This window comes from Salmonella sp. JXY0409-18, assembly GCF_020268625.1.
Taxonomy (GTDB): Bacteria; Pseudomonadota; Gammaproteobacteria; order Enterobacterales; family Enterobacteriaceae; genus Salmonella; species Salmonella enterica.
Genome location: NZ_CP084216.1, coordinates 2227626 through 2250192, shown reverse-complemented (window position 1 = coordinate 2250192; position 22567 = coordinate 2227626). Strand labels below are relative to the sequence as shown.

Annotated in this window: 19 protein-coding genes; 9 read left to right on the top strand and 10 right to left on the bottom strand. The window is 52.6% G+C overall.

Annotated features, from left to right (window positions below; genetic code table 11):
* Positions 1-105: 105 nt before the first annotated feature.
* On the top strand, positions 106-999 hold the full coding sequence (locus LDB27_RS10825) for a PhzF family isomerase (protein WP_000804297.1): 894 nt from the start codon (positions 106-108) through the stop codon (positions 997-999).
* A gap of 35 nt (positions 1000-1034) precedes the next feature.
* Here LDB27_RS10825 and nhoA read toward each other — a convergent pair whose 3' ends face one another.
* On the bottom strand, positions 1035-1880 hold the full coding sequence (gene nhoA, locus LDB27_RS10820; RefSeq protein ID WP_000200329.1) for an N-hydroxyarylamine O-acetyltransferase: 846 nt from the start codon (positions 1878-1880) through the stop codon (positions 1035-1037).
* A 282-nt stretch (positions 1881-2162) separates the two neighbouring features.
* Entirely contained in the window at positions 2163-2795 is a 633-nt protein-coding gene (gene steA, locus LDB27_RS10815; RefSeq protein WP_001147132.1) for a type III secretion system effector SteA, read from the bottom strand.
* Between the two features lie 512 nt (positions 2796-3307).
* Between steA and ansP the strand changes: the two genes are divergently transcribed.
* Positions 3308-4801, top strand: coding sequence for an L-asparagine permease (gene ansP / locus LDB27_RS10810; protein WP_000857108.1), 1494 nt, complete (start codon positions 3308-3310; stop codon positions 4799-4801).
* Between the two features lie 76 nt (positions 4802-4877).
* On the opposite strand, the gene LDB27_RS10805 is transcribed toward ansP, so the two are convergent.
* Both LDB27_RS10805 and LDB27_RS10800 read right to left on the bottom strand, forming a co-directional pair.
* Positions 4878-5099, bottom strand: coding sequence for a YgdI/YgdR family lipoprotein (locus tag LDB27_RS10805; RefSeq protein WP_000825228.1), 222 nt, complete (start codon positions 5097-5099; stop codon positions 4878-4880).
* 144 nt (positions 5100-5243) lie between these two features.
* On the bottom strand, positions 5244-6305 hold the full coding sequence (locus LDB27_RS10800; RefSeq protein WP_000550639.1) for a YncE family protein: 1062 nt from the start codon (positions 6303-6305) through the stop codon (positions 5244-5246).
* A gap of 263 nt (positions 6306-6568) precedes the next feature.
* On the opposite strand from LDB27_RS10800, the gene pqqU reads away from it, so the two are divergent.
* Entirely contained in the window at positions 6569-8689 is a 2121-nt protein-coding gene (gene pqqU / locus LDB27_RS10795) for a TonB-dependent receptor PqqU (protein ID WP_000692031.1), read from the top strand.
* Between the two features lie 55 nt (positions 8690-8744).
* Here the strand turns inward: pqqU and mcbR are convergent, their stop codons facing one another.
* Together mcbR and LDB27_RS10785 are read right to left on the bottom strand one after the other, a co-directional pair.
* Positions 8745-9410, bottom strand: a complete 666-nt coding sequence (gene mcbR, locus LDB27_RS10790) for a colanic acid/biofilm transcriptional regulator McbR (RefSeq protein ID WP_001119592.1) — start codon at positions 9408-9410, stop codon at positions 8745-8747.
* Between the two features lie 333 nt (positions 9411-9743).
* Positions 9744-10781 (bottom strand): NADP-dependent oxidoreductase, encoded by a 1038-nt coding sequence (locus LDB27_RS10785; RefSeq protein WP_001517827.1) that lies wholly within the window; start codon positions 10779-10781, stop codon positions 9744-9746.
* Between the two features lie 210 nt (positions 10782-10991).
* Here LDB27_RS10785 and mddA point away from each other — a divergent pair, with 210 nt between their 5' ends.
* Entirely contained in the window at positions 10992-11507 is a 516-nt protein-coding gene (gene mddA / locus LDB27_RS10780) for an L-methionine sulfoximine/L-methionine sulfone acetyltransferase (protein WP_000155373.1), read from the top strand.
* Positions 11507-11956 carry a DMT family transporter gene (locus LDB27_RS10775; RefSeq protein ID WP_001076565.1) on the top strand — a complete coding sequence of 150 codons (450 nt, stop codon included), beginning with the start codon at positions 11507-11509 and terminating at the stop codon, positions 11954-11956. Before mddA ends, LDB27_RS10775 begins: the two co-directional genes overlap by 1 nt.
* Positions 11957-11960: 4 nt before the next feature.
* On the opposite strand, the gene LDB27_RS10770 is transcribed toward LDB27_RS10775, so the two are convergent.
* Positions 11961-12194 (bottom strand): YdcY family protein, encoded by a 234-nt coding sequence (locus LDB27_RS10770; RefSeq protein WP_000018720.1) that lies wholly within the window; start codon positions 12192-12194, stop codon positions 11961-11963.
* A 223-nt stretch (positions 12195-12417) separates the two neighbouring features.
* Here LDB27_RS10770 and srfA point away from each other — a divergent pair, with 223 nt between their 5' ends.
* Genes srfA through srfC form a run of 3 tightly spaced genes read left to right on the top strand, consistent with a single transcriptional unit; the run spans position 12418 to position 18870 of the window.
* A complete protein-coding gene (gene srfA / locus LDB27_RS10765) occupies positions 12418-13743 on the top strand; it encodes a virulence-associated effector SrfA (protein WP_001129947.1) in 1326 nt (441 codons plus the stop codon).
* Between the two features lie 4 nt (positions 13744-13747).
* Entirely contained in the window at positions 13748-16729 is a 2982-nt protein-coding gene (locus tag LDB27_RS10760; RefSeq protein ID WP_000960835.1) for a virulence factor SrfB, read from the top strand.
* Positions 16726-18870, top strand: coding sequence for a virulence-associated effector SrfC (gene srfC / locus LDB27_RS10755; RefSeq protein ID WP_000165622.1), 2145 nt, complete (start codon positions 16726-16728; stop codon positions 18868-18870). Before LDB27_RS10760 ends, srfC begins: the two co-directional genes overlap by 4 nt.
* A gap of 44 nt (positions 18871-18914) precedes the next feature.
* Here the strand turns inward: srfC and LDB27_RS10750 are convergent, their stop codons facing one another.
* On the bottom strand, positions 18915-19088 hold the full coding sequence (locus tag LDB27_RS10750) for a GhoT/OrtT family toxin (RefSeq protein WP_001522647.1): 174 nt from the start codon (positions 19086-19088) through the stop codon (positions 18915-18917).
* Between the two features lie 198 nt (positions 19089-19286).
* Between LDB27_RS10750 and yncL the strand changes: the two genes are divergently transcribed.
* The gene (gene yncL, locus LDB27_RS10745) at positions 19287-19382 is read left to right on the top strand and encodes a stress response membrane protein YncL (RefSeq protein ID WP_001103198.1); all 96 of its coding nucleotides are present in this window, start codon (positions 19287-19289) and stop codon (positions 19380-19382) included.
* Positions 19383-19486: 104 nt separating this feature from the next.
* Here yncL and patD read toward each other — a convergent pair whose 3' ends face one another.
* Both patD and ycdR read right to left on the bottom strand, forming a co-directional pair.
* Positions 19487-20932 carry an aminobutyraldehyde dehydrogenase gene (gene patD, locus LDB27_RS10740; RefSeq protein ID WP_000158095.1) on the bottom strand — a complete coding sequence of 482 codons (1446 nt, stop codon included), beginning with the start codon at positions 20930-20932 and terminating at the stop codon, positions 19487-19489.
* Positions 20933-21046: 114 nt separating this feature from the next.
* The gene (gene ycdR / locus LDB27_RS10735) at positions 21047-22471 is read right to left on the bottom strand and encodes a GntR family transcriptional regulator YdcR (protein WP_000760687.1); all 1425 of its coding nucleotides are present in this window, start codon (positions 22469-22471) and stop codon (positions 21047-21049) included.
* Positions 22472-22567: the final 96 nt, after the last annotated feature.

Below are 22567 nucleotides of genomic sequence, written 5' to 3'. Positions count from 1 at the left end.
TTCTCTTTGCCCGGGGCGTACGCTTACCGGGCAAAGAAAACACATGGGCGTCGTCATTCGGCAGCGCACAGGCTATGATGATTCTTCAGCCAAAGGAGAACATCAATGAAACCGCAGATTTACCATGTTGACGCCTTCACCAGCGAACCTTTTCGCGGCAACTCTGCTGGCGTTGTCTTACATGCGGATACGCTAAGCGACGCACAGATGCAGCTGATTGCCCGTGAACTTCGTCACTCGGAAACCGCCTTTTTGCTAAAAAGCGAAGAGAGTGATGTGCGCATACGCTACTTTACACCGACAGTAGAAGTCCCCATCTGTGGTCATGCCACCGTGGCCGCGCATTATGTTCGGGCAACGGTACTGGGGTTGGGAAACACCACCGTCTGGCAAACCTCGTTAGCGGGCCGTCATCGCGTTGAAATTCATGCCGAACACAACGACTATCGCATCACGCTGGAACAAGGTCAGCCCTCTTTTGAACCACCGCTAGTCGGAGAGATTCGGGCTGCCATCATCACCGCGTTGAACCTGACTGAAGATGATATCGTGCCGGGAGCGCCGATTCAGGTGGCTTCAACAGGACATGCAAAAGTGATGATCCTGCTCAAACCAGACGTTGATATTGATGCCCTTTCTCCGAATCTGGCAGCCCTGACGGCAATCAGCCAGCAAATTGGCTGTAACGGCTTTTTTCCTTTCCAGATTCGTCCGGGAAAAAACGAAACCGATGGGCGAATGTTTTCTCCGGCGATAGGGATTGTGGAAGATCCGGTAACGGGAAACGCCAATGGCCCGATGGGAGCATGGCTCGTCCATCATGGCCTGATGGCGCATGACGGTAAAACGCTGCAGATTCAAGGCCATCAGGGGCGCGCTTTAGGCAAAGAGGGTACTGTTGATGTTACCGTCACCATTCGCGATAACCAGCCGGACAACGTCACCATCTCCGGCCAGGCGGTCATTCTGTTTCATGCCGAATGGGCCATTACTTTTTAATCGTTGTCAGGCCCGCAAATCCTCGCGGCAAAAAACTATTTTCCCGCCTCCGGATGGGTATCAAATGCAGCCATTACCGCGGCCAGCTCCGCCTCGGTAAAACCGTGCTTTACATCATTTACGCCGAGACCAAACTGCTGCTGAAGTAACTGATACAACGACGGTACATCCGGTACATTGACCTGTTCAACGGCATGTCCCTGGTGGTAACGCGTGAAGTGGAAATTCGTTAATGTCAGCTTGCCGCCATCAGGCAAATGGCGGCACATCAACAAATGATGACGAAAATGGGATTGCGGCCAGTGAGCCGACCAGAAATTGCCCATCACATGATCGCTCTGCTGCTGCACCCCCAGATCAAAACAGTACATCGACTGCCAGTGCTCATGGTGGCGGAATTGTAAAATCCATGTGCTCCCCTCCTGCATCAGGCGATATTCACCATGCGGCGTCTGCTGGGCAATTTCGGCCTGCAGACGAAGCGGCGCGGTTAGCGTTTGGCCGCCAAACCCCACGTCAGCGATCCACTGCTCATCCTCAACATCAACCAGCAGTAAACGGTGCGTGCGCGGCGGTAAACTGGCGGGATGAGACAGAATGACCCGCCCCAATAAGCTTCGGACGTTAAAACCGATGTCGCGTAACGCACGTTCAAACAGGCCATTCAGTTCAAAACAGTATCCACCGCGTCGGGCATAAAGCAGTTTCTCCTCTAATGCCGTCTCATCGAGCTGTATTTCACGAGGCAGTAGCACATCCAGATTTTCAAAAGGAATCGCGCAGTTGTGCGCTAAGTGAAGCGTTCTGAGCGCTTCAACCGTAGGAACCCCCAACGGCTGACAATGTAATCGCGTAAAATAAGCATGTAAAAAAGAGGTCATCTGAGGCTTCCATTAACATTAATGCTTGCGTTCGGCACACAGGCTGAGGCGGATATCGCTGCGCAACAGGATACCCTATCCGTGGAATAGCGTTGGATACTTTTGAAAAAAATAAGACAGGCCGGCTACAGCGCCGGAGGTACGTGGGATTTTGGCCTACAAACGGAAATCGGTTCTGAGAATCTCTTTGCGACACGCCGCCAAAATAGCGGCGTGTTAAAATTTTTAACGCCAGCTCAGCGAGTCTGATTTCTAACAAAACTGGCTAAACATAAACGCTTTTTAATAATTGTCCAAATAGTTATGGTAACGATCTTTTATGTCGGCCGCCCGTTGCGCTTTCGCCTCCGGCATGTCGCTGGCCCGATCGGTATAATATTTTAAACTCGGAATGGCGCCTAATGCCTGAGGTAAGGCATTATATGCTGCTATTCGCTCTCTGACGGTTTTATATTTTTCATCAATATCATAATTATAGTACGCTGGCGCTTCTAAAAAGCCCTCTTCCAGTCTCATACAGATATCTTCAAAGGACCCCTTAACCTCAACGGTATGTTCGCCATCCGATATCCTGACGATTGGCTCACGTCCAGCCATCAGCGAGAGTTGTTCGAATGTTAACCTCCGACCATCAGAAAGGTCGACATCTATAGTATACAGCCCATCACACACAGCATCAGCAAGGTGATTATGGATATTCCCTGCATTGGCACAGAACTCCTCAACTTTAGGCGTAACATTGCAACAATGTTCAATTACTCTTGTAAATCCGTAGGCCAGTCCTGCGGTAAGCACCCACAAGATGCCTTTCATGATTTTTGTTGATAATTTATTTTCATAATCTCCTGCAGCAACATGAGGTAGCTTATTTCCTGATAAAGCTCTGGCATAGGTAGAAACTGATGTATATGGCATATCCTGCTCCTTCAAATTTTGCTCAATAGCTTTATATGTCCTACTCCTCTCTCATTATGACGATATGTCAATCAACAAAATTGCTCAAAGGCATATATTTTCAGGAGAAAATGAGAATAACAGGCGCAACGGCCTTATCTTATGCTGCTGCAATATCGTCAGGTAGTTTACCGTTCGAGGTTATATCTATGACCATAAATCCCACAAGTGATTAGCGCTGGTTAATTATTGCGCAACGCAAGCACTGCGGATTTGTGCTGGCGTCTTATCTGGCTGAATCGTGACCACACCGCACCACATCTGACCACACAAATAAACTCGACATTCTCATTTTGTTCTTTCCGTATGTTTTGCGTCATTTAACAATTGCAGGTAGGATGCTCCGCCGGCGGTTTTATCCCTGTCACAGAATCAGGGAAAAGCGGCATTCGCCATTGCAGGCAATCGATTGGTGAGCGCCCGTCGCGGCATAAGGAATTTTTCTGTCAGGACAGGCTATAACAGGTAACGTAATGAAAACACAGACTACGCACGCCGCAGAACAACATGCGGCGAAACGACGCTGGCTGAACGCCCATGAAGAGGGGTATCACAAAGCGATGGGGAATCGTCAGGTTCAGATGATTGCTATCGGCGGCGCGATTGGCACCGGTTTATTTTTAGGTGCAGGCGCCCGATTGCAAATGGCCGGACCGGCACTGGCGCTGGTCTATCTGATATGTGGCATTTTTTCTTTTTTCATTTTACGCGCGCTGGGCGAACTGGTATTGCATCGCCCTTCCAGCGGGAGTTTCGTCTCCTACGCCCGTGAATTTTTGGGTGAAAAAGCGGCCTACGTCGCAGGCTGGATGTACTTTATTAACTGGGCGATGACCGGGATCGTCGATATCACCGCAGTGGCGTTATACATGCACTACTGGGGCGCATTTGGCGACGTTCCGCAATGGGTGTTCGCGCTCGGCGCGTTAACCATTGTCGGTACCATGAACATGATCGGCGTAAAATGGTTTGCCGAAATGGAGTTCTGGTTCGCGCTGATAAAAGTACTCGCCATTGTTATCTTCCTGGTGGTAGGCACGATTTTTCTCGGTACCGGTCAACCGCTTGAGGGTAATGCCACCGGTTTTCACCTGATTACAGATAATGGCGGCTTTTTCCCGCACGGCCTGTTGCCCGCGCTGGTACTGATTCAGGGCGTAGTGTTCGCCTTTGCGTCGATTGAACTGGTCGGTACCGCCGCTGGGGAGTGCAAAGATCCACAGACGATGGTGCCAAAAGCCATCAATAGCGTGATCTGGCGTATTGGTCTTTTCTATGTAGGATCGGTCGTATTGCTGGTTTTGCTGCTGCCGTGGAACGCCTACCAGGCGGGGCAAAGTCCGTTTGTCACCTTCTTTTCTAAACTTGGCGTGCCTTATATCGGCAGTATTATGAATATCGTGGTGTTAACCGCCGCGCTTTCCAGCCTGAACTCCGGGCTTTACTGTACGGGGAGAATTTTACGTTCAATGTCGATGGGGGGTTCCGCGCCGAAATTCATGGCGAAAATGAGCCGTCAGCATGTGCCCTATGCGGGTATTCTGGCGACTCTGGTGGTTTACGTGGTCGGCGTATTCCTGAATTACCTGGTCCCCTCCCGCGTGTTTGAGATCGTTCTTAATTTTGCCTCGCTCGGCATTATCGCGTCGTGGGCGTTTATCATGGTGTGCCAGATGCGTTTACGCCAGGCGATAAAAGAAGGCAAAGCCGCAGACGTCAGTTTTAAACTGCCCGGCGCGCCTTTTACCTCCTGGCTAACACTGCTGTTTTTACTAAGCGTGCTGGTACTCATGGCGTTTGACTACCCGAATGGAACTTACACTATCGCCTCGTTGCCGCTGATCGCCATTCTGCTGGTCGCCGGCTGGTTTGGCGTGCGACGTCGTGTGGCGGAGATCCATCGCACTGCGCCAGTGACGGCGGATTCGACAGATAGTGTCGTATTGAAAGAAGAAGCAGCGACATAACATTACCCTTCCCCGGCAGCCCCAGGCCTGCCGGGTTTAATGCGCGTTACCGCCAACACCGCATCGCGCCCAATGCTTAGTCAGCCTTAATCAACTGCGCCACATCATTGCTGTTAATTTCCCGCTGGTTGCCTTCCTGATCGGTATAACTGGTCATCCCCGTCTCTTTATCTAACTGCGGCTTACCCTGAGTTACGATCGTTTGCCCATTCTTCGTCGTCATCACATAGTTGGTTGTGCAACCCGCAAGCATAAAAAACATCATGCCCAAACCAGAGCATATAAATAACCTTTTCATATTTTCCTCGTGAATATAATGAGTTAACTACAGCAAAAAGGCAGTGTAATTCTCACAGAATCATCAGGCTATCGGCGGGGTGTAACGAGGCGTATCGGTGCGTTTAAAGAGATGACTGGAGGGGTTTCCCCCTCCATACCCTATTTACAGAGCAATGCGAATAACATCATCCGGCTGCGTCGCTTCCTGTTCACGTGTCGATTTCTGCTTCACGCTGACGTAGAGCGTTTTACCGTCTGCCGATAGCGCCAGGCTATTCGGGTACGTTGGCGTATCGAACGTTTTAACAACGTTATAGGTCTTCGCATCGATCACGCTGACCTGCCCTGCCTGACGGTGCGTCACATACGCCTCGTTACGTGTCGGATTATACAGGACGGCCAAAGAGGCAGGCGCCCCGATTTTGGCAAGAATATTGCCATTACGGGTATCGACAACCAGAACCTCAGTCGCCTTCGAGTCGGTGATAAACGCACGATGACCTGCGGTATCGAGACTCAGGTTAATAAAGAAGTGTTCTTTACCGTCATCCAGCAACTTCTTACGACTGAGAATTTTATTGCTGGCGGTATCGATGGTGATAAATTCGCCATCCGCATTGGTGGTGTACAGGCGTTGCGCTTTACTGTCGAGCGCCAGACCCGTACTCATTTTGCCGGTATTTTCGATCGTCGTTTTCAGTTTGATGGTTTCGCCATCCACTACCCAAATAGCACTCTCTTTACCAACACCGCTAATGTAGATCGTGTTGGTCGCCGCATCGGCAACCAGCTCACGGGGCTGTAACGGACGAACCTCTTCAGTACGTTTGCGCGCATCAAGTACCAGACGACCTTTTACATCACCCGTTTTGGCATCAATCGCGGTAACAGCGCTGTTAATGGTATTGCCAAACCACAGCGTTTGGGTCGCGGCATTGATGGTGGCGCCGAACGGCTTGAGATCGTTATGAATCGCTTGCGTGATTTCCAGCGTCACCGGGTCGAGACGATAAACTACGCCGCCTTTATCCAGTTTACGGCTTTGCGATGTAGCCAGCCAGAGCGCGTTTTCTTGCTGACTCCAGGCCATCTCATAAGCGCCTTTGCCTACCGCTTTACGCAGCATGTCTTCCGCCGCCAGCGTGCTAAATGAGGATGCGACGAGGAGCGAACCTAACAATAAAGAACCACGCAGGCGCGGCGAAAAAAGATGACGTAAGTGCATGACGACTCCCTTTGATAAAAACGTGTATAGCTGCTTCACACTACTTCGCTGCGCGGGATCTTCGTTCCGCACTTATTATAAGTTGAGAATAATAATCATTATTTATCAGAAAGTGGAGCTTTTCCTCGCCTGCGAATGTCATGGCTCTTAAATACCGCACATTTTCTTAACTTAATGTGCGATTAAAATTTCAAAACTTTACATATTGACTACCCTTAATGTCACGTTTTCCATTGATACGCTTACATTTATCCGGCATTTTCATGAAAATTATTTCCGTTAGACAGCGACTTTATCCCGCCCTCTTATTGCCTCTGACCTTCTCCCCGGTCCTTCAGGCCGCCAGCGCGCCCAATGAACAAACCATGATAGTCACCGCAACGCCGCAAACCGTATCCGAACTGGATACACCTGCCGCCGTTAGCGTCATTGAGGGAGAAGACATGCGTCTGGCGACGCCGCGCGTCAATTTATCTGAGTCTTTAACCAGCGTCCCGGGATTGCAGGTGCAAAACCGGCAGAACTACGCGCAGGATCTGCAAATCTCTATCCGCGGATTTGGCTCGCGTTCCGCCTTTGGCGTGCGCGGCATTCGTCTGTATGTTGATGGCATTCCCGCCACCATGCCGGATGGGCAAGGCCAGATTTCGAATATTGATATTAACAGCATACAAGACGTTGAAGTGTTACGCGGCCCTTTCTCAGCGCTATACGGCAATGCTTCCGGCGGCGTGATAAATGTCACCACCGAAACCGGCAAACAGCCGCCTACCCTTGAGGCCAGCAGCTACTACGGCAGTTATGGAAGCTGGCGCTATGGGCTAAAAGCCACGGGCGCGATGGGTGACGGCACACAGCCAGGCGACGTGGATTACACGGTATCGACTACCCGTTTCACCACCCACGGCTACCGCGATCACAGCGGTGCGCGAAAAAATCTGGCTAATGCCAAACTGGGCGTTCGCCTTGACGATGTCAGTAAACTCTCGCTGATTTTTAATAGTGTGGACATTAAGGCGGACGATCCCGGCGGACTTACCGAATCTGAATGGAAAGCCGATCCGCAACAGGCGCCGCGCGCTGAACAGTACAATACGCGTAAAACCATCAAACAAACTCAGGCAGGATTGCGTTATGAACGTCAGCTCAGCGCGCAGGATGATATCAGCGTGATGGCCTACGCCGGAGAGCGGGAAACCACGCAATACCAGTCTATTCCCCTGGTGGCACAGCTAAAACCAGCTCAGGCTGGCGGCGTAATTACACTGCAACGCCACTATCAGGGCATTGATTCCCGCTGGACTCACCGGGGAGAATTAGGTGTGCCGGTCACCTTCACTGGCGGAGTAAACTATGAAAACATGAGCGAAAACCGCAAGGGTTACAATAACTTCCGTCTCAACAACGGCACCCCTGAGTTTGGGCATAAAGGCGATTTACGCCGGGATGAGCGTAACCTGATGTGGAATGTCGATCCTTATCTGCAAACCCAGTGGCAGCTTACGCAAAAACTCTCGCTGGATGCTGGCGTGCGCTACAGTTCCGTGTGGTTCGATTCTAACGATCACTATATCGCGCCCGGCAATGGCGATGACAGCGGCGACGCCAGCTATCACCACTGGCTACCCGCCGGATCGCTAAAATATGCGTTAACTGACGCCTGGAATCTCTATCTTGCTGCCGGTCGCGGATTTGAAACTCCCACAATCAATGAGCTTTCTTATCGCGCTGACGGCCAAAGTGGGTTCAACTTTGACCTCAAACCGTCGACCAATGATACGGTGGAAGTCGGCAGTAAAACGCGGATTGGCAATGGCTTGTTGACCGCCGCGTTATTTCAAACCGATACCGATGATGAAATTGTCGTCGCCAGCAGTATGGGAGGACGCACTACCTACAAAAACGCGGGCAAAACACGCCGCCAGGGCGCAGAACTCTCGTTGGACCAGCGCTTCGCCGGCGACTGGCGGGTGAAAGCATCATGGACCTGGCTGGATGCGACCTATCGCAGTAACGTTTGTCAGGGGCAAAACTGTGATGGAAACCGGATGCCCGGCATCGCCCGTAATATGGGATTCGCCTCATTAGGTTTTATCCCGGATGAGGGGTGGTACGCCGGAACAGACGTTCGCTATATGGGCGATATCATGGCCAATGATGAAAATACCGCCAAAGCGCCTTCGTATACCGTTGTTGGACTAAATACAGGGTATAAATTTAATTACAGTCAGCTTACCGTCGATATTTTTGGGCGGGTAGATAATCTATTTGATAAAGAATATATCGGTTCAGTGATCGTTAATGAATCTAATGGCCGATATTATGAGCCAGCGCCAGGGCGTAACTATGGCGTGGGGATTAATCTGGCATGGCAATTTGAATAAATATCCGGCAAATATCCGGCAATAGCGGGGAATCCCCGCTATTGATAAGTCATAGTTACATGAAGTACTGATTTTTAATCGTCGCTACGTTTTGTTGCAAAACGTTCTGTAGGCAGTGGCGACTGGCTTCTTTATCACCAGTCACTAACGCATTAAGCAATTTTCTGTACAGATTAACGCCGTTTTGATAATCATCAAGTTTAAAATTATCATATAAAAAATGCAGGCTTGGCCCCAGGCGTACCCATAATTGCTCGATCATGGCATACAGCGTTGGCATATCCGCGTAGTGGTAGATCTCAAAGCGGAATGCGCGGTTGGCCAAAAGAATTTTCTCCATAACGCCACTTTCCAGCGCCTGTTGAAATTCATCTAATAGCGCATTCAGCGTCTGCTCGCGATCCGGAGTAATCTTACCCGCAGCGGCGACCACCGCCATCTCCTCCAGGGCAGTACGAATCGTATTAATTTCCAGCAAACTTTCCAGCGAGATCTCCGGCACCATAAACGCCTGTGCTGGCGCCACCGCCAAAGCACTGGAAGAGACCAGCCTTAACAGAGCCTCACGCACCGGCGTAATACTGACGCCTAACTCTTGAGCGATATTTTTAGTGATAAGCCTTGCGCCTGGTTTTAATGCGCCAATAGACAATTGATGCTTTAACCGATTTTCAACCTGTGTGGTCAGGCTTATATGTTGTGTTTTTTCCGTACCCGGCATTTTCCTTCCTTCACCTCTTGGCAGAACAACATCGCAATCGAGTCCCGAAGAAGTTTCGGAACTTAATTGTAAAAAAGATAATCCAGGCCTGAACGGCCAAATAAATAAAAGTGATAATTTACTTGCGTGATATTCTCATCTTTTACAACAATACAGGTTTCTTTATGGCAACCGTTTTATCTCCGTCATTCCTTCATGTATCGAGATTTTTGACCGGTTCAGGCCGCTGAGGGAGATAAGCTGCCCCACCGCGATCTGAATGATGAATATAAGTAAAGCCGGAATTTTAAAATTTGCACATTTTTATGGCGACATAATGCCGCCATTTTTTCTTTACGCATCGTCCGCTAAACGTATCACGACTTTGCCAAAGTTCTTCCCCGCCAGCAGCCCCATAAACGCTTCTGGCGCATTTTCCAGCCCATCAGTAATCTGCTCCCGGTAATGTATTTTCCCTTCTTTTATCCAACGCCCCATTTCTTGCTGAAACTCATGTATCCGGTGACCATAGTCCTGGTTGATGATAAAACCTTGCAGGCGAATACGCTTTTTAAGTAATGTTGCCATCAGCAGAGGCAGTCTGTCTGGACCGTCCGGCAACGCTGTCGCATTGTAGCCGCTGACCAGACCGCAGAGCGGAATCCGCGCCGACGTATTCAGTAGCGGTAAGACGGCGTCAAAGACTTTACCACCGACATTCTCATAATAGATATCGATACCCTGCGGGCAGGCCTGCGCAAGCTGTTGTGGGAAATTATCAGCGTGATGATCGAGGCACAGATCAAATCCCAAAACGTCTGTCGCATGACGGCATTTTTCCGCGCCGCCAGCAATACCCACGACCCGGCAGCCCTTCAGCTTGCCAATTTGCCCAACCGTTGCGCCTACTGGGCCGGTGGCGGCGGCGACAACCAGCGTTTCGCCCTCTTTCGGCTGGCCGATATCCAGTAACCCCATATAGGCGGTAAACCCCGGCATTCCTAAAATACCCAGCGACCAGGAAGGATGTTGCGGATTATCACCCAGCTTTACCAACCCTTCGCCATCTGAAATGTCATAATCCTGCCAACCATTGTAACTCAACACCCATTCGTCTGGTCGGTAATCAGGATGGTTTGACGCGACAACGCGACTAACCGTACCGCCAACCATAACGCAGCCAGGTTCAACAGGCGGCGCATAAGAGGGTTCATCGCTCATGCGGCCACGCATATAAGGGTCGAGTGATAAAAAAACGGTACGCAATAGCACCTGCCCTTCACCGGGCGTCGCGACGTCATCTTCTTCGAGGCGGAAGTTATCCATCTGCGGCGCGCCGTGGGGACGCGAGGCCAAAACCCAACGACGATTTCGGTTGGTCTGTTGCTTCATTCTATTCTCCTCATGCCTGGCATAATCCATCAATAATAGTCGAACATTAGCTTTCTGAGGGAGTTAAACACTCTCAGATATCAGGCTGTGCGCTTTTATGAACGACTTTCCCCCCTCCTCGCTAAACATAAATTCTTGTGCTAATTCGTTGATTTATGCCGCCTTCAATAGTATTTCTAACACTATCGTAAACATTCCCTGGGGTTCCCTATGACGATTCGCTTTGCCGATAAAGCAGACTGCGCCGCGATTACCGAAATCTATAACCATGCGGTATTACATACTGCGGCCATCTGGAACGATCGGACGGTCGATACGGATAATCGCCTTGCCTGGTATGAGGCCCGTCAATTACTGGGCTATCCGGTGCTGGTAAGCGAAGAAAATGGCGTAGTGACTGGCTATGCATCATTTGGCGACTGGCGCAGTTTTGACGGTTTTCGCTATACCGTCGAGCACTCGGTTTATGTTCATCCGGCGCACCAGGGGAAAGGACTGGGGCGAAAACTGCTCAGCAGACTGATCGACGAAGCCCGACGCTGCGGCAAGCATGTGATGGTGGCCGGTATTGAGTCACAGAATGCCGCCTCAATACGCCTGCATCATTCGCTGGGATTTACCGTCACCGCGCAAATGCCGCAGGTCGGCGTAAAATTTGGCCGTTGGTTAGATCTTACGTTTATGCAGCTCCAGCTTGATGAACACGCCGCGCCGGACGCCTGCTGATGAACCAGTCGCTGACGCTTATCTTTTTGATCGCCGCCGGCGTCGGGCTGGTGGTACAAAACAGTATTATGGTGCGTATTACGCAGACATCATCGACGATTCTGATCGCTATGCTGTTGAACTCGCTGGTAGGGATCGTTTTATTTGTGACGATATTGTGGTTTAAGCAAGGCGCTGCGGGCTTCGGCGAGCTGGTCGCCAGCGTGCGCTGGTGGACATTGATCCCCGGTCTGCTGGGGTCATTTTTTGTATTTGCCAGCATTAGCGGGTATCAGAACGTTGGCGCCGCGACGACTATCGCGGTACTGGTCGCCAGCCAGTTAATCGGCGGACTGGCGCTGGATATCGCGCGTAGCCACGGCGTCACGTTACGCGCAATGGTCGGGCCGGCGTTCGGCGCGCTGTTGCTGGTCATTGGCGCATGGCTGATTGCGAAGCGCCAGTTTTAATGGGTTACAGGATCGTGCCGCCTTTGGTGAGCTGTTCGCGGCGCGCGTCCCGATCTTCTTGATATTGCCTGCCGTGATGCGCGATAGCCGTGCGCAAACGCTGCTGCTGCACATAACGATCTTCGCGACGTAATTCAGCGTCATCGCTCAAGGCAATCAGCAATTCATTCATATGGGCAATTACGCTCTCCGCGATAGCGGCATCCACGCGGGCGCTCACTTCCTCCAGGTGCGACATAAGCTCTCCTACTCTTTATTCTGTAACAGCATGATTCGCCTATTATACGCGTTATTGTCGCCCGATGCGGTAATTCGCCGCCGCCCTCCTGATTTAACTTACGTCAAGTGAAAACACGGGGCTTAATAGACCGAGAATTCGCGCCTTTTTGCCTTTCTTCCGCCGTTTGCTTGCGTATAGACCCCGTAAAGTAGACGCGTGAAGAAGTCTAAGGGATAACAACGTGGCAAAATCTCTCTTGCGCAGCGGCAATCTGGATGATTATCAGGCCGTGGGCGGCGGCGGTCAGGCCGTATTTGAATCAGCATTGCAAATTCGCGAAACGCTTCGTCTGCGTAAACAGCAGGCGATGGTTGACTGTCTGGCGATTCCGCAACTTAACGATAATGGCGATCGGGTTGACTGGTATTCGCCGATTGAAGGTCAGGCGATAGCGTGGAAAGCGGCTGACGAAGAGACACGTTCTCGGGCTTTACGTTATTTAGCCAGCACTTTTGAAAGCGCGGCTGCACTCAGTCGCAAAAGTCTGCAATCCGGTAAAACAGCGCTTCAGCTATTTGGATCGCTACTTGAGAAAGCGACGCAATTTCCCGGCGAAAATCATGTTTTCCTGGTTAACGGCAAACCGGTTATCACCTTCTGGGGATTCGTTAATCTCAACGAAAATACACGCGATGATGTGCTGGACTGCCTGCGGATAACCGAGGCAATCCCCGACATCCCTCTGGTCGAGCCGGAGCCGGAGCCCGAAGAAAAGCCGCTGGTAGAGGCGGCGTTTAGTCAGGCGGATGAACCCTTGTTAACGTCTGTCATTGAGCCGCCGAAAATGCCGGAGGAACCTGTTGCGCCGCCCGTTATCGTTAGCGAGCCGAAGCCGGCCACACCCATCCCGGTTGCTGAGGCGAAAAGAGCTCGCCGTCTACCGCTGTGGAGCTTACCTGTCGCTGCCGTGGTTATCGCCGCCGTCGCCACGCCTTTTTTCTGGCCATCTTCATCCGTTGACGGGGCCTCTCCTGTTCGCGCCGCGCCTGTCGCTACCGCGAAAACTGACGTTACCCCATTGCCTGAACTCACCGCGCATTTGCCGCTGCATCGCGCTGAGGTGACGCCCGCCCCCAAAGCGGCGCCGTTGCCGGAAGCGCCTGTTATTATTGCCGCTATCCCCAAAGACGCACTGGTGATGGACAGTACGCAGATGAAGCTTGGAACCACGCGCTTTTTAAACGGTAGCTGGCGGGTCAGCGTGGATGTCAAAGATCCGATTACCGGCAAGCCGCCCTCTCTGCGTTATCAGATCCAAAATAACAAAGGTATCGCGCGCGTAGTACATGGCGATAACGTGGTTTGTCGGGCGGAAATTTTCTCTGGTCTGCATCAAACGGGCGAGCTGATGATTAAAAGTCGCGGCAATGCGCGCTGCACCGACGGTTCACGTTATCCGATGCCGGAAATTACCTGTAAAGCAGGCGTCAATGACGTCGCAACCTGTACCGCCCGTTATGGCGACCACGCGGCAATTCCGTTGACGTTTAAAAAGATAGGTGCCTGATTTTATGTTGGTCAATCTGTGTGATTACAAACAGAGCGTCACGCTCATTGCAAACAGCGGCGTCCAGTTTCTTGATTTTGGCTTAACGCCGCAAGAGTCGGCCCACTACGGACGTTTTGTGCGCAAAACGGCAAACGGCCCGCTACTGCGCCTCGATTTTGATCTGACCAGCGGGCGCTACACGTTGCCAGGACGTGCTGGCGGCCAACCCGAAGTCGTGAAACCGGAAAGCACTCAGACGCTGCACTATTCTCTGGATGTACTCGACGGGATCTGGCTTCCCCTGCCGTTCCTGCGTTTTAATCCGCCGCGTACCTTTATTGACGGGCCGGATAACTGGGCGCGCATTCAGGTACGTAAACTCAGCGAGCCAGATAGCGCCGGAAACACACACCGCATCACCCTCGCCTTCGACAGTCAACTGGCCAAAAATATGCCTGCGGCGTTGGCGCCTTGCGAAAACGATCTGCTCAATGGCACACGTTTTGCGCTCGCCTGGCGCGATGAAGAAGTTGCCGATTTTCTTGACCAGACATGGATTGACGGCTGGCTGCGCGAGTCGTTTCTTCAGTATGCCTCACAGGTGGAAAACCGTTCGGAACAGGCCATACAACAAGCGCTGCGTAGCTTTGAGTATCAGGCGCACTGGTTGAATTTACTGACGCTGTTAGGCGAACAGCTTACGGTGCCGGAAGTAAAGTTTGTGACACATACGTTAAGCACGCCCGCAATCCCGGTCGATCTGATTCTGGATGTCGGCAATACGCATACCTGCGGCGTCTTGATCGAGGATCATGGCGATGCGAATGACGGGTTACGCCAGACGGCAGAGCTTCAGGTGCGTTCTTTAAGCGAGCCGCAGTATCTGAACGATCCTTTATTTACCAGCCGGGTGGAATTCTCGGAATCGCGCTTTGGCAAGCAACACTTTTCTGTCGAAAGCGGACGAGACGACGCCTTTGTCTGGCCTTCCATTGTGCGTGTGGGCGACGAGGCTCGCGCCCTTGCTATGCAGCGTGTGGGCACCGAAGGCAGCAGCGGCATCTCCAGCCCGCGCCGCTACCTGTGGGATGAAACCCCCGCCTTGCAGGACTGGCGTTTTAGTCAGATCCACGGTAAAACGCAGCGCGAACCGCTTGCCACCGCGTTTCCGCTGATGAATCTGATGAACGACGACGGACAGCCGTTATTCCGCCTGCCGCATGAAGAAAGGCTACCGGTTTTTTCGCCGCAATACAGCCGTAGCACCTTGATGACGCATATGTTGTGCGAAATTCTGGCTCAGGCGCTGGGGCAAATTAACAGCGTCGCCACCCGGCTGCGACTCGGCTTTCCCGCCTCGCCGCGCCAGCTACGCACCCTGATTTTAACGCTGCCTTCCGCTATGCCGAAACAGGAGCGAGAAATTTTCCGCCAGCGAATGTTTGAAGCGCTGGCGCTGGTCTGGAAAGCCATGGGCTGGCATCCGCAGGATGAGGATTTCACCACGCCTAAGCAGCGTGAAAAAAGCGTGGTGCCGGTACCAGAAATACAGATGGAATGGGACGAAGCAAGTTGTGGCCAACTGGTATGGCTTTATAACGAAGCCATTTCGCATTACGCCGGGCGTACCGAATCCTTTTTTAATGCACTCGCCAGACCGGATCGCCAGCCTGAACCCGGCGTCGTCCCCGGACGCGCGTTGCGCGTGGCATCGATTGATATCGGCGGTGGCACGACGGATATGGCGATTGTTCACTATCAGTTAGATGACGGCGTGGGGGCCAATGTAAAAATTACGCCTCATCTCCTGTTTCGCGAAGGTTTTAAAGTCGCCGGGGACGATCTGCTATTGGATATCATTCAGCGTTGCGTACTCCCTTCCCTGCAAACGGCGTTGCAACGAGCAGGCGTTACGGATGCCGCCGCCCTGCTGGCGACCTTATTTGGCGATTCGGGACGAATTGATACTCAGGCCATTTTGCGCCAGCAAACGGCGCTGCAATTATTTATGCCGCTGGGCCATGCGGTACTTTCCGCCTGGGAGCAAAGCGACATTAACGATCCGTTTGCCGGTTTACATGCGACATTTGGCGATCTGCTGATCCGCCGCCCAACGAGCAACGTGATGAACTATATCCAGCAGGCGATCGATCATGCCTTACCGTCTGGTTCGCCGACATTTGATATATTCAATGTGCCGTTGCAAATCCAGTTTAGCCAGCTTCAGGAGGCTCTGCTGGCCGGTCAGTTTACGCTGACAACGCCGCTTCATGCGGTCTGCGAAGCGATCTCCCACTATCACTGCGATATCTTGCTGGTGACGGGGAGACCGACCTGTTTACCCGGCGTACAGGCGCTCATCCGGCACTTACAACCGGTGCCGGTTAATCGCATTGTGTGGATGGATAAGTATCAGGTACATGAATGGTATCCCTTCAGTCAGCAAGGGCGTATCGGCAATCCAAAATCCACTGCCGCGGTAGGCGCGATGTTATGCAGCCTGGCGCTGGACTTACGTCTGCCGCGTTTCAATTTTAAAGCGGCTGATATCGGCGCGTATTCGACTGTGCGTTATCTCGGCGTACTGGATAATACCGTTAATACGCTTCGCGATGAAAATATCTGGTATCACGAGATCGATTTGGATAAACCCGGCGCAACGCTGGACGCTCGCCTGCATTTTCCGCTACGTGGCAACGTAACGTTGGGCTTTCGTCAACTGGCGAACAGTCGCTGGCCTGCGACCCCACTCTATTGCCTGAGCATTAATTCCGCCGAACTGGCGAAAACCATCGCAGGCGACGGCGTACTGAATGTGCGACTGAAATTACGCGGCAGTAGCAAAGATAGCGCCCCGGAATCGTTCATATTAAGTGATGCCTGGCTCCAGGACGGAACGCCGGTCGCCGCCGATGCGCTGACATTAAAATTGAATACGCTGGCTGACCGTCGCCACAGCGGCAGCCACTACTGGATAGATAGCGGGAGTGTATACCTGAAATGACAAAACCGTTAAACGCCACCCAGGCTGTTATCGAGTGGGTTAACAACACGCGCCGTTACGCAACGCGACTGGATGACGAAGCCGACGCTCTGCTGGCGCAACTTACGCTTGCCGCGGCGGATGAGTCAGCGCTCAACGCCGCCTGCGCATCACATGGCTGCGTTGGTCTGTACGGGTATGCGCAATCCGCAAAAGCGCATCTGTTAACGACGCTATGCGGTAACGAGAATGGCAAGCTGGAAATTATCACGCCGGACCGTGACTATGATTATTTCAGCCACATCAATCCGGGCCATGCGCCAGCGAATATGGCTATTCGCTTTACGCGCGACATTTTTTCAAACGAGAACAGCTGGCCGTTGCGCCTGCGCTTGATCAGTGAAGCCGAACTGGTGCAGATCTTTATTGCCTGGACCAGCTCGTCCCACATTTGTCGCCAGGTCGAAAAATCCATTATCACATCACGCCTGGAGAAATGGCAATCGCTTCGCCAACCGCAGCCCGTCCCCGGCGTTACCGCTGAAGAGGTCGCGACCATCGCGAGTTTCTGGCGCTCTTGTCTTCCGTCCGCCAGACAACATATTGATGATGCGACATGGCAACACTTTGCCTCGCTCTTGCCTGCGCTGGATCTCACGACACGGGCGCACGCCTGGGCATTACTGTGGGGAGAGCAACCGGAGATCACCCAGCAATGGCTGGCGCTGGCGCATATGTTGCAACAAACCAGCCATGCCGGGGAACTGGCGGCGCCGCTCAGCCTGCTGGTCGATCATTTTGGCTTACCGGCGGAAAACTTCCTGACGCAAATGGCGCTAACCGCCAGCGATACGCAAAGCGATGTGGTGGTGCATCCGGTTAAGGAAGGCCGACTGCTCAATGCGGTCAGCCTTTCGCTTGATTCTCTGGCGCTGCTTACCCGCGAACTGGTGCTAACCGTTGAAAACAGCGTACTGGATAATGTTGATTTACTGGATATTCCGGTCGCGCCAGACAGTCATCCTCATCCGTTATGGCGGGCGAAATTAGGCTGGATGCTGGCCCATTACCGTCAACAGGTACAGCCCGATGTTCTGGTAATTTGCAATGCTCTGGCATCTCGCTCGCAAACATCCGCCGCCGCCCGTCACTTACTGGAGTGGGTTAACGCCACGCAGCCGCAGCATGAATCAGCGTTACCCGGCGTCGTCTGGGCTATTACTCCACAGGATGCCCGTTTTGCCACCCAGCAAAATCTGGATGAAGCCGTCCAGCAGTTGATGGGTAAACCTGGCGTGCATTGGGGAACGCTGCAGGCGCTGGATAAACACAGTATGCAGCGTTTGGTGGAATGGTTATCGCAGGCGACATCGGCACCACAGCGACAGGCGCGCTTACAGGCGTTACGCGAACAACTGCGAGGCCGCGTGCGCGATCTGTTACCGATGTTTGATGACGCGCAGCTACCGGTTGAAACCGTGATCCGGCGTCTTCAGGCCCAGGCCGCCAGACATGGCGACCTGCTGGCCGGGCTGTTACCGCCGGTACAGAACTTCGAAGCGTTGCTGCGCACCCGACAGTCGCGAGAAGAACAGGTCAGCGGTTTATTTAATGACGCGATCGATCTCTTTGCCGACGAACCAACGCGCGCTTCAGCGTCAGAAGGTCATGAAACAGGCTACCAGGCGCACAAAATGTGGATCAATCATCTGCGCCAGTGGGCCCACTGCCGGGATAATGCGCAGCGTCTGGGTCTGGAACCGCAGATGCTCAACGCCGTGGCGGAGATTTTAATTACCGCCAGCTATCGCCTCGGTTTACCTCAGCAGTTACAGAAAACCATGCAGCGCGAGGAGGTGAGCGGCGCGCAGCTTCATGCCATCATTGGTAACTTCATCGCCTGGCTCGGCTACACAAATATCGAGGAGGCCCAACGCCCGGCCAGCCGCGTTCAGAAAGGCGCAGCCATTTTCGCCGCAACGTCGCGTTCGACAATGTTGCGTCTAACAAAGCTTGACGAACAGCCCGTTCACGCCGCCAGCCGCTATGTCTATGACTGGCTTGTTGCGCTGTATACCCTGGCCAATGAGAACGCAGGATATCGGCATCCGCAGGACGTTACCGACGTAGACAGAGAGCAATTAATTGCCCTGATAGCCTGACCTGGCGGAAAAACCATGCCCGGTAACCTGTATCGGGCTTGAGGTCAGAAAAGCGAAAACAGCAACGCGACGGGGAAACTTATCGGCCATGTCGCGCCAACCAAAAAGGCGCTCAGGAAACGAATTCGTTTTTTGTCATGAGTCAAAAACCAGGTGATCAGGAATGATATCACCGCCATGACGGCGTAAAAAATTAATATCTTTTGAAAGAGGGTCATATCAGGCATCCGCGCCAACCAGAGGAAAAAACGCGCGCAATATGCTCTTTTTATTTGACACACATCAAGGTTTGTCAGCCTTAACAGCAAAACGTTCTCAATGCACGGCTCCGCTCACAGAATATCCTGTTTACGTATTATTGCGGATCTCGCCAACCCGTACTATACCCATAGGGGTTATGATGAAAGGTGGCGAAAATGAATGTTTCCAGTAAAACCGTCGTGCTGATTAATGTCTTTGCTGCTGCAGGACTTTTGGGTCTGATCTCGTTGAGATTCGGCTGGTTTGCTTGAGGTGTTCAACCTTTGAGTACTTGCTGCGCATGTTGGCGGGGAGGTCCCCCTCTCCGCCAACACCCGCCTATTTTTTCATGATTTTTCTGAACAGTAAATGATCCTTAATGCTTAACCATGATGTGGCGGACAAGAGTGTAGTCTTCCAGACCATACAATGACATATCTTTGCCGTATCCCGACTGTTTTTGCCCTCCATGCGGCATCTCGCTAACCAACATGAAATGGGTATTAATCCAGGTACAGCCATACTGCAATCTGGCGCTAAGCCGGTGCGCCCGCCCGACGTCCTGAGTCCAGACGGAGGATGCCAGACCATAGCGAGAATCGTTGGCCCACCTCAGAACCTGATCTTCATCATCAAAGACGGTTATACTGACCACCGGGCCGAAGACCTCGCGTTGCACGATGGCATCTTCCTGTTTTGCGTCTGCCAGCAACGTCGGAGCGAAATAGTAACCTTTACCTTCCGTTTGACTTCCGCCAGTAATCACACGGATATGGCTGAGGGCCTTCGCCTCCTCTACAGCCGCTGTGACGCGCTTCAGGTGCGCCAGCGAACTTAACGGCCCCAGCTCTGTCGACTTATCCTCCGGCGCGCCCATTTTCAGGCTGCTCACCGCGTTCCCTAGCTTTTCGACCAGCGCATCATAGATACCGCGCTGCGCATATATACGGCACGCCGCAGTACAATCCTGTCCGGCATTATAGAAACCAAAAGTCCGGACGCCCTGCGCCACCGCATCCAGATCGGCGTCATCAAAAACAATCACCGGGGCTTTACCACCGAGTTCCATATGCGTACGTTTTATCGCTGGCGCAGTATGGCGCAGAATATGCTCCCCGGTCGCGATAGAACCGGTTAAAGAGACCATGCGTACTTTTTCATGGCCGGTCAATACATCGCCAACAGTCTGCCCTCGTCCGAACAGGACATTGAGCACCCCCGGCGGAAAGATATCCTTCGCCAGCGCGGCAAGTTTAAGCGCCGTCAGCGGCGTGATTTCAGAAGGCTTAATCACCACGCAGTTACCTGCCGCCAGCGCTGGCGCCAGCTTCCAGGCCGCCATCATGAGCGGATAATTCCACGGCGCGATAGAGGCAACCACGCCAATCGGATCCCGGCGGATCATCGACGTATGTCCTTCCAGATATTCGCCCGCCGCCAGCCCACTCAAACAACGGGCCGCGCCGGCAAAAAAGCGAAAAACATCCACGATTGCCGGAATTTCATCATTAATTACGCAGTGCAAAGGCTTACCGCAGTTTTGCGATTCAAGCCGGGCGAACTCAAGGGCGTTTTGCTCGATGCTGTCCGCCAGTTTTAACAGACATTCCGCCCGTGCTTTGGGTGTGGTCTGCCCCCATTCGGCAAACGCGCTATCGGCGGCCAGCACTGCGGCGTCAACCTGCGCGGGCGACGCTTCCGCAATCTCAAGTATGACCTCGCCTGTCGCCGGGTTATAAACAGACTGCCTTTCTCCCTCGCCGTCCACCAGCACGCCATTAATCAGTAATTGATATTGCATAGCATTTTCCCATATCGTCATTAATCGATTTCCGGCGAACGGGCCGCCGCTTTCCTAAAAATAGACGGCGCGCCAGATGCTCACCCGGCACACTCGGGAAATTTAGTCAGGTTGTGAGCTGACACGCATTCCACCTCACACAAGGCTTTTAGCGCGCAGCATCTCGCGAATCAGGCTGCCAAGCTGTTTTACGGCCTGTTCTTCCCGTTCTCCCCAATGCCATGCGGTGTTAAAACGAAAGAAACGCGTCCAGGCGCCGGACGTTGAAAACATTTTCCCCGGCGCGATACTGATAAGGTGTTCAAGCGCTTTGGCGCTAAGTTCACCGGCATCAAGCTGCTCAGGTAGCTCCAGCCAAAGAAAATAACCGCTATCGTTATGGTGAATTTTTACTTCCGCCGGGAGATGGCGCAAAAGGGTTTGCCAGGCTTGCTGTTTACGTTCGGCAAGCTGCCTTCGCAATCGGCGCAGATGCGCGTCATATCGACGTGTCGAGAGATAATCCACTAACGCCAATTGCATGGGGGAACTGGTGGATAATGTGCTCATTAACTGCAAACGCTGAATTTGTCTGGCATGGCTTCCTCCCGCAACCCAGCCAATGCGAAAACCGGGAACCAGACATTTGGAAAAAGACGAACAATGCAACACGGTATCGTCGCGATCCCATGCTTTGGCGGGCAGAGGTTTCTCGCGGCCAAAGTAGAGTTCGCTATAAACATCATCTTCAATTAGCATCACGTTATGGTGCGTGAGTAACGCAACCAGCCGCGCTTTTTTCTCAGCGCTCAGCGTGAACCCTAACGGATTCTGGCTGTTGGTCATTAACCAGCACGCTTTCACCGGATATTCCTGTAACGCTTGTTCCAGCGCCATAAGATCGATACCTTCTTTAACATCGGTGGGTATCGACAACGCTTTCAGGCGCAATCGCTCCAGGGCCTGTAGCGCACCGTAGAAACAGGGGTTCTCCACCACCACCCAGTCTCCCGGTGCCGTCACCGCCTGTAAACTAAGATTCAACGCTTCCAGCGCGCCGGCGGTAATGACAATCTCGTCAGGAGAAACGGTAATCCCCTGCTGCGCGTAACGGCGTGCTATTGCATAGCGCAATTCTGCATTACCTGGCGGCAAATTTTCGATGACGCTCATTGCCGTCGCGGTTTTACTGACCTGCGCCAGAGATCGGTTCAATTGCGGCAAGGGAAACAGACGCGGATCGGGAAACGCTGAAGCAAAAGGCACCACTGAGGTATCACGGCTGGCCTGCAGCATCTCAAAAATATAGGTATTGATATCTACGGCTTCATCCCGAATAACGTGCGCTGCCGTCGCGACTGACCGACAAACCGGATGCGGCGCGACATAATAACCGGATTGCGGACGGGCGATAATCCGTCCCTGACTTTCCAGCAACTGGTACGCATGACCGACAGTCATAAAACTCATGCCGCTACTGGCGACCTGCTCCCTCAGCGAGGGTAATCGATCGCCGGGCTGCCAAACGCCAGAGGCGATTTGTTCTCTAATTTGCTCCGCCAGACGTTGATATTTTTTCATTATTCGTTCTCATTGAGCGCTGCTTGCAGGTGGCAACCGCAGTGTATATCAGTTGTTAAAATTAACAACGATTTGCTAACTGTTATGGTGCTTTCC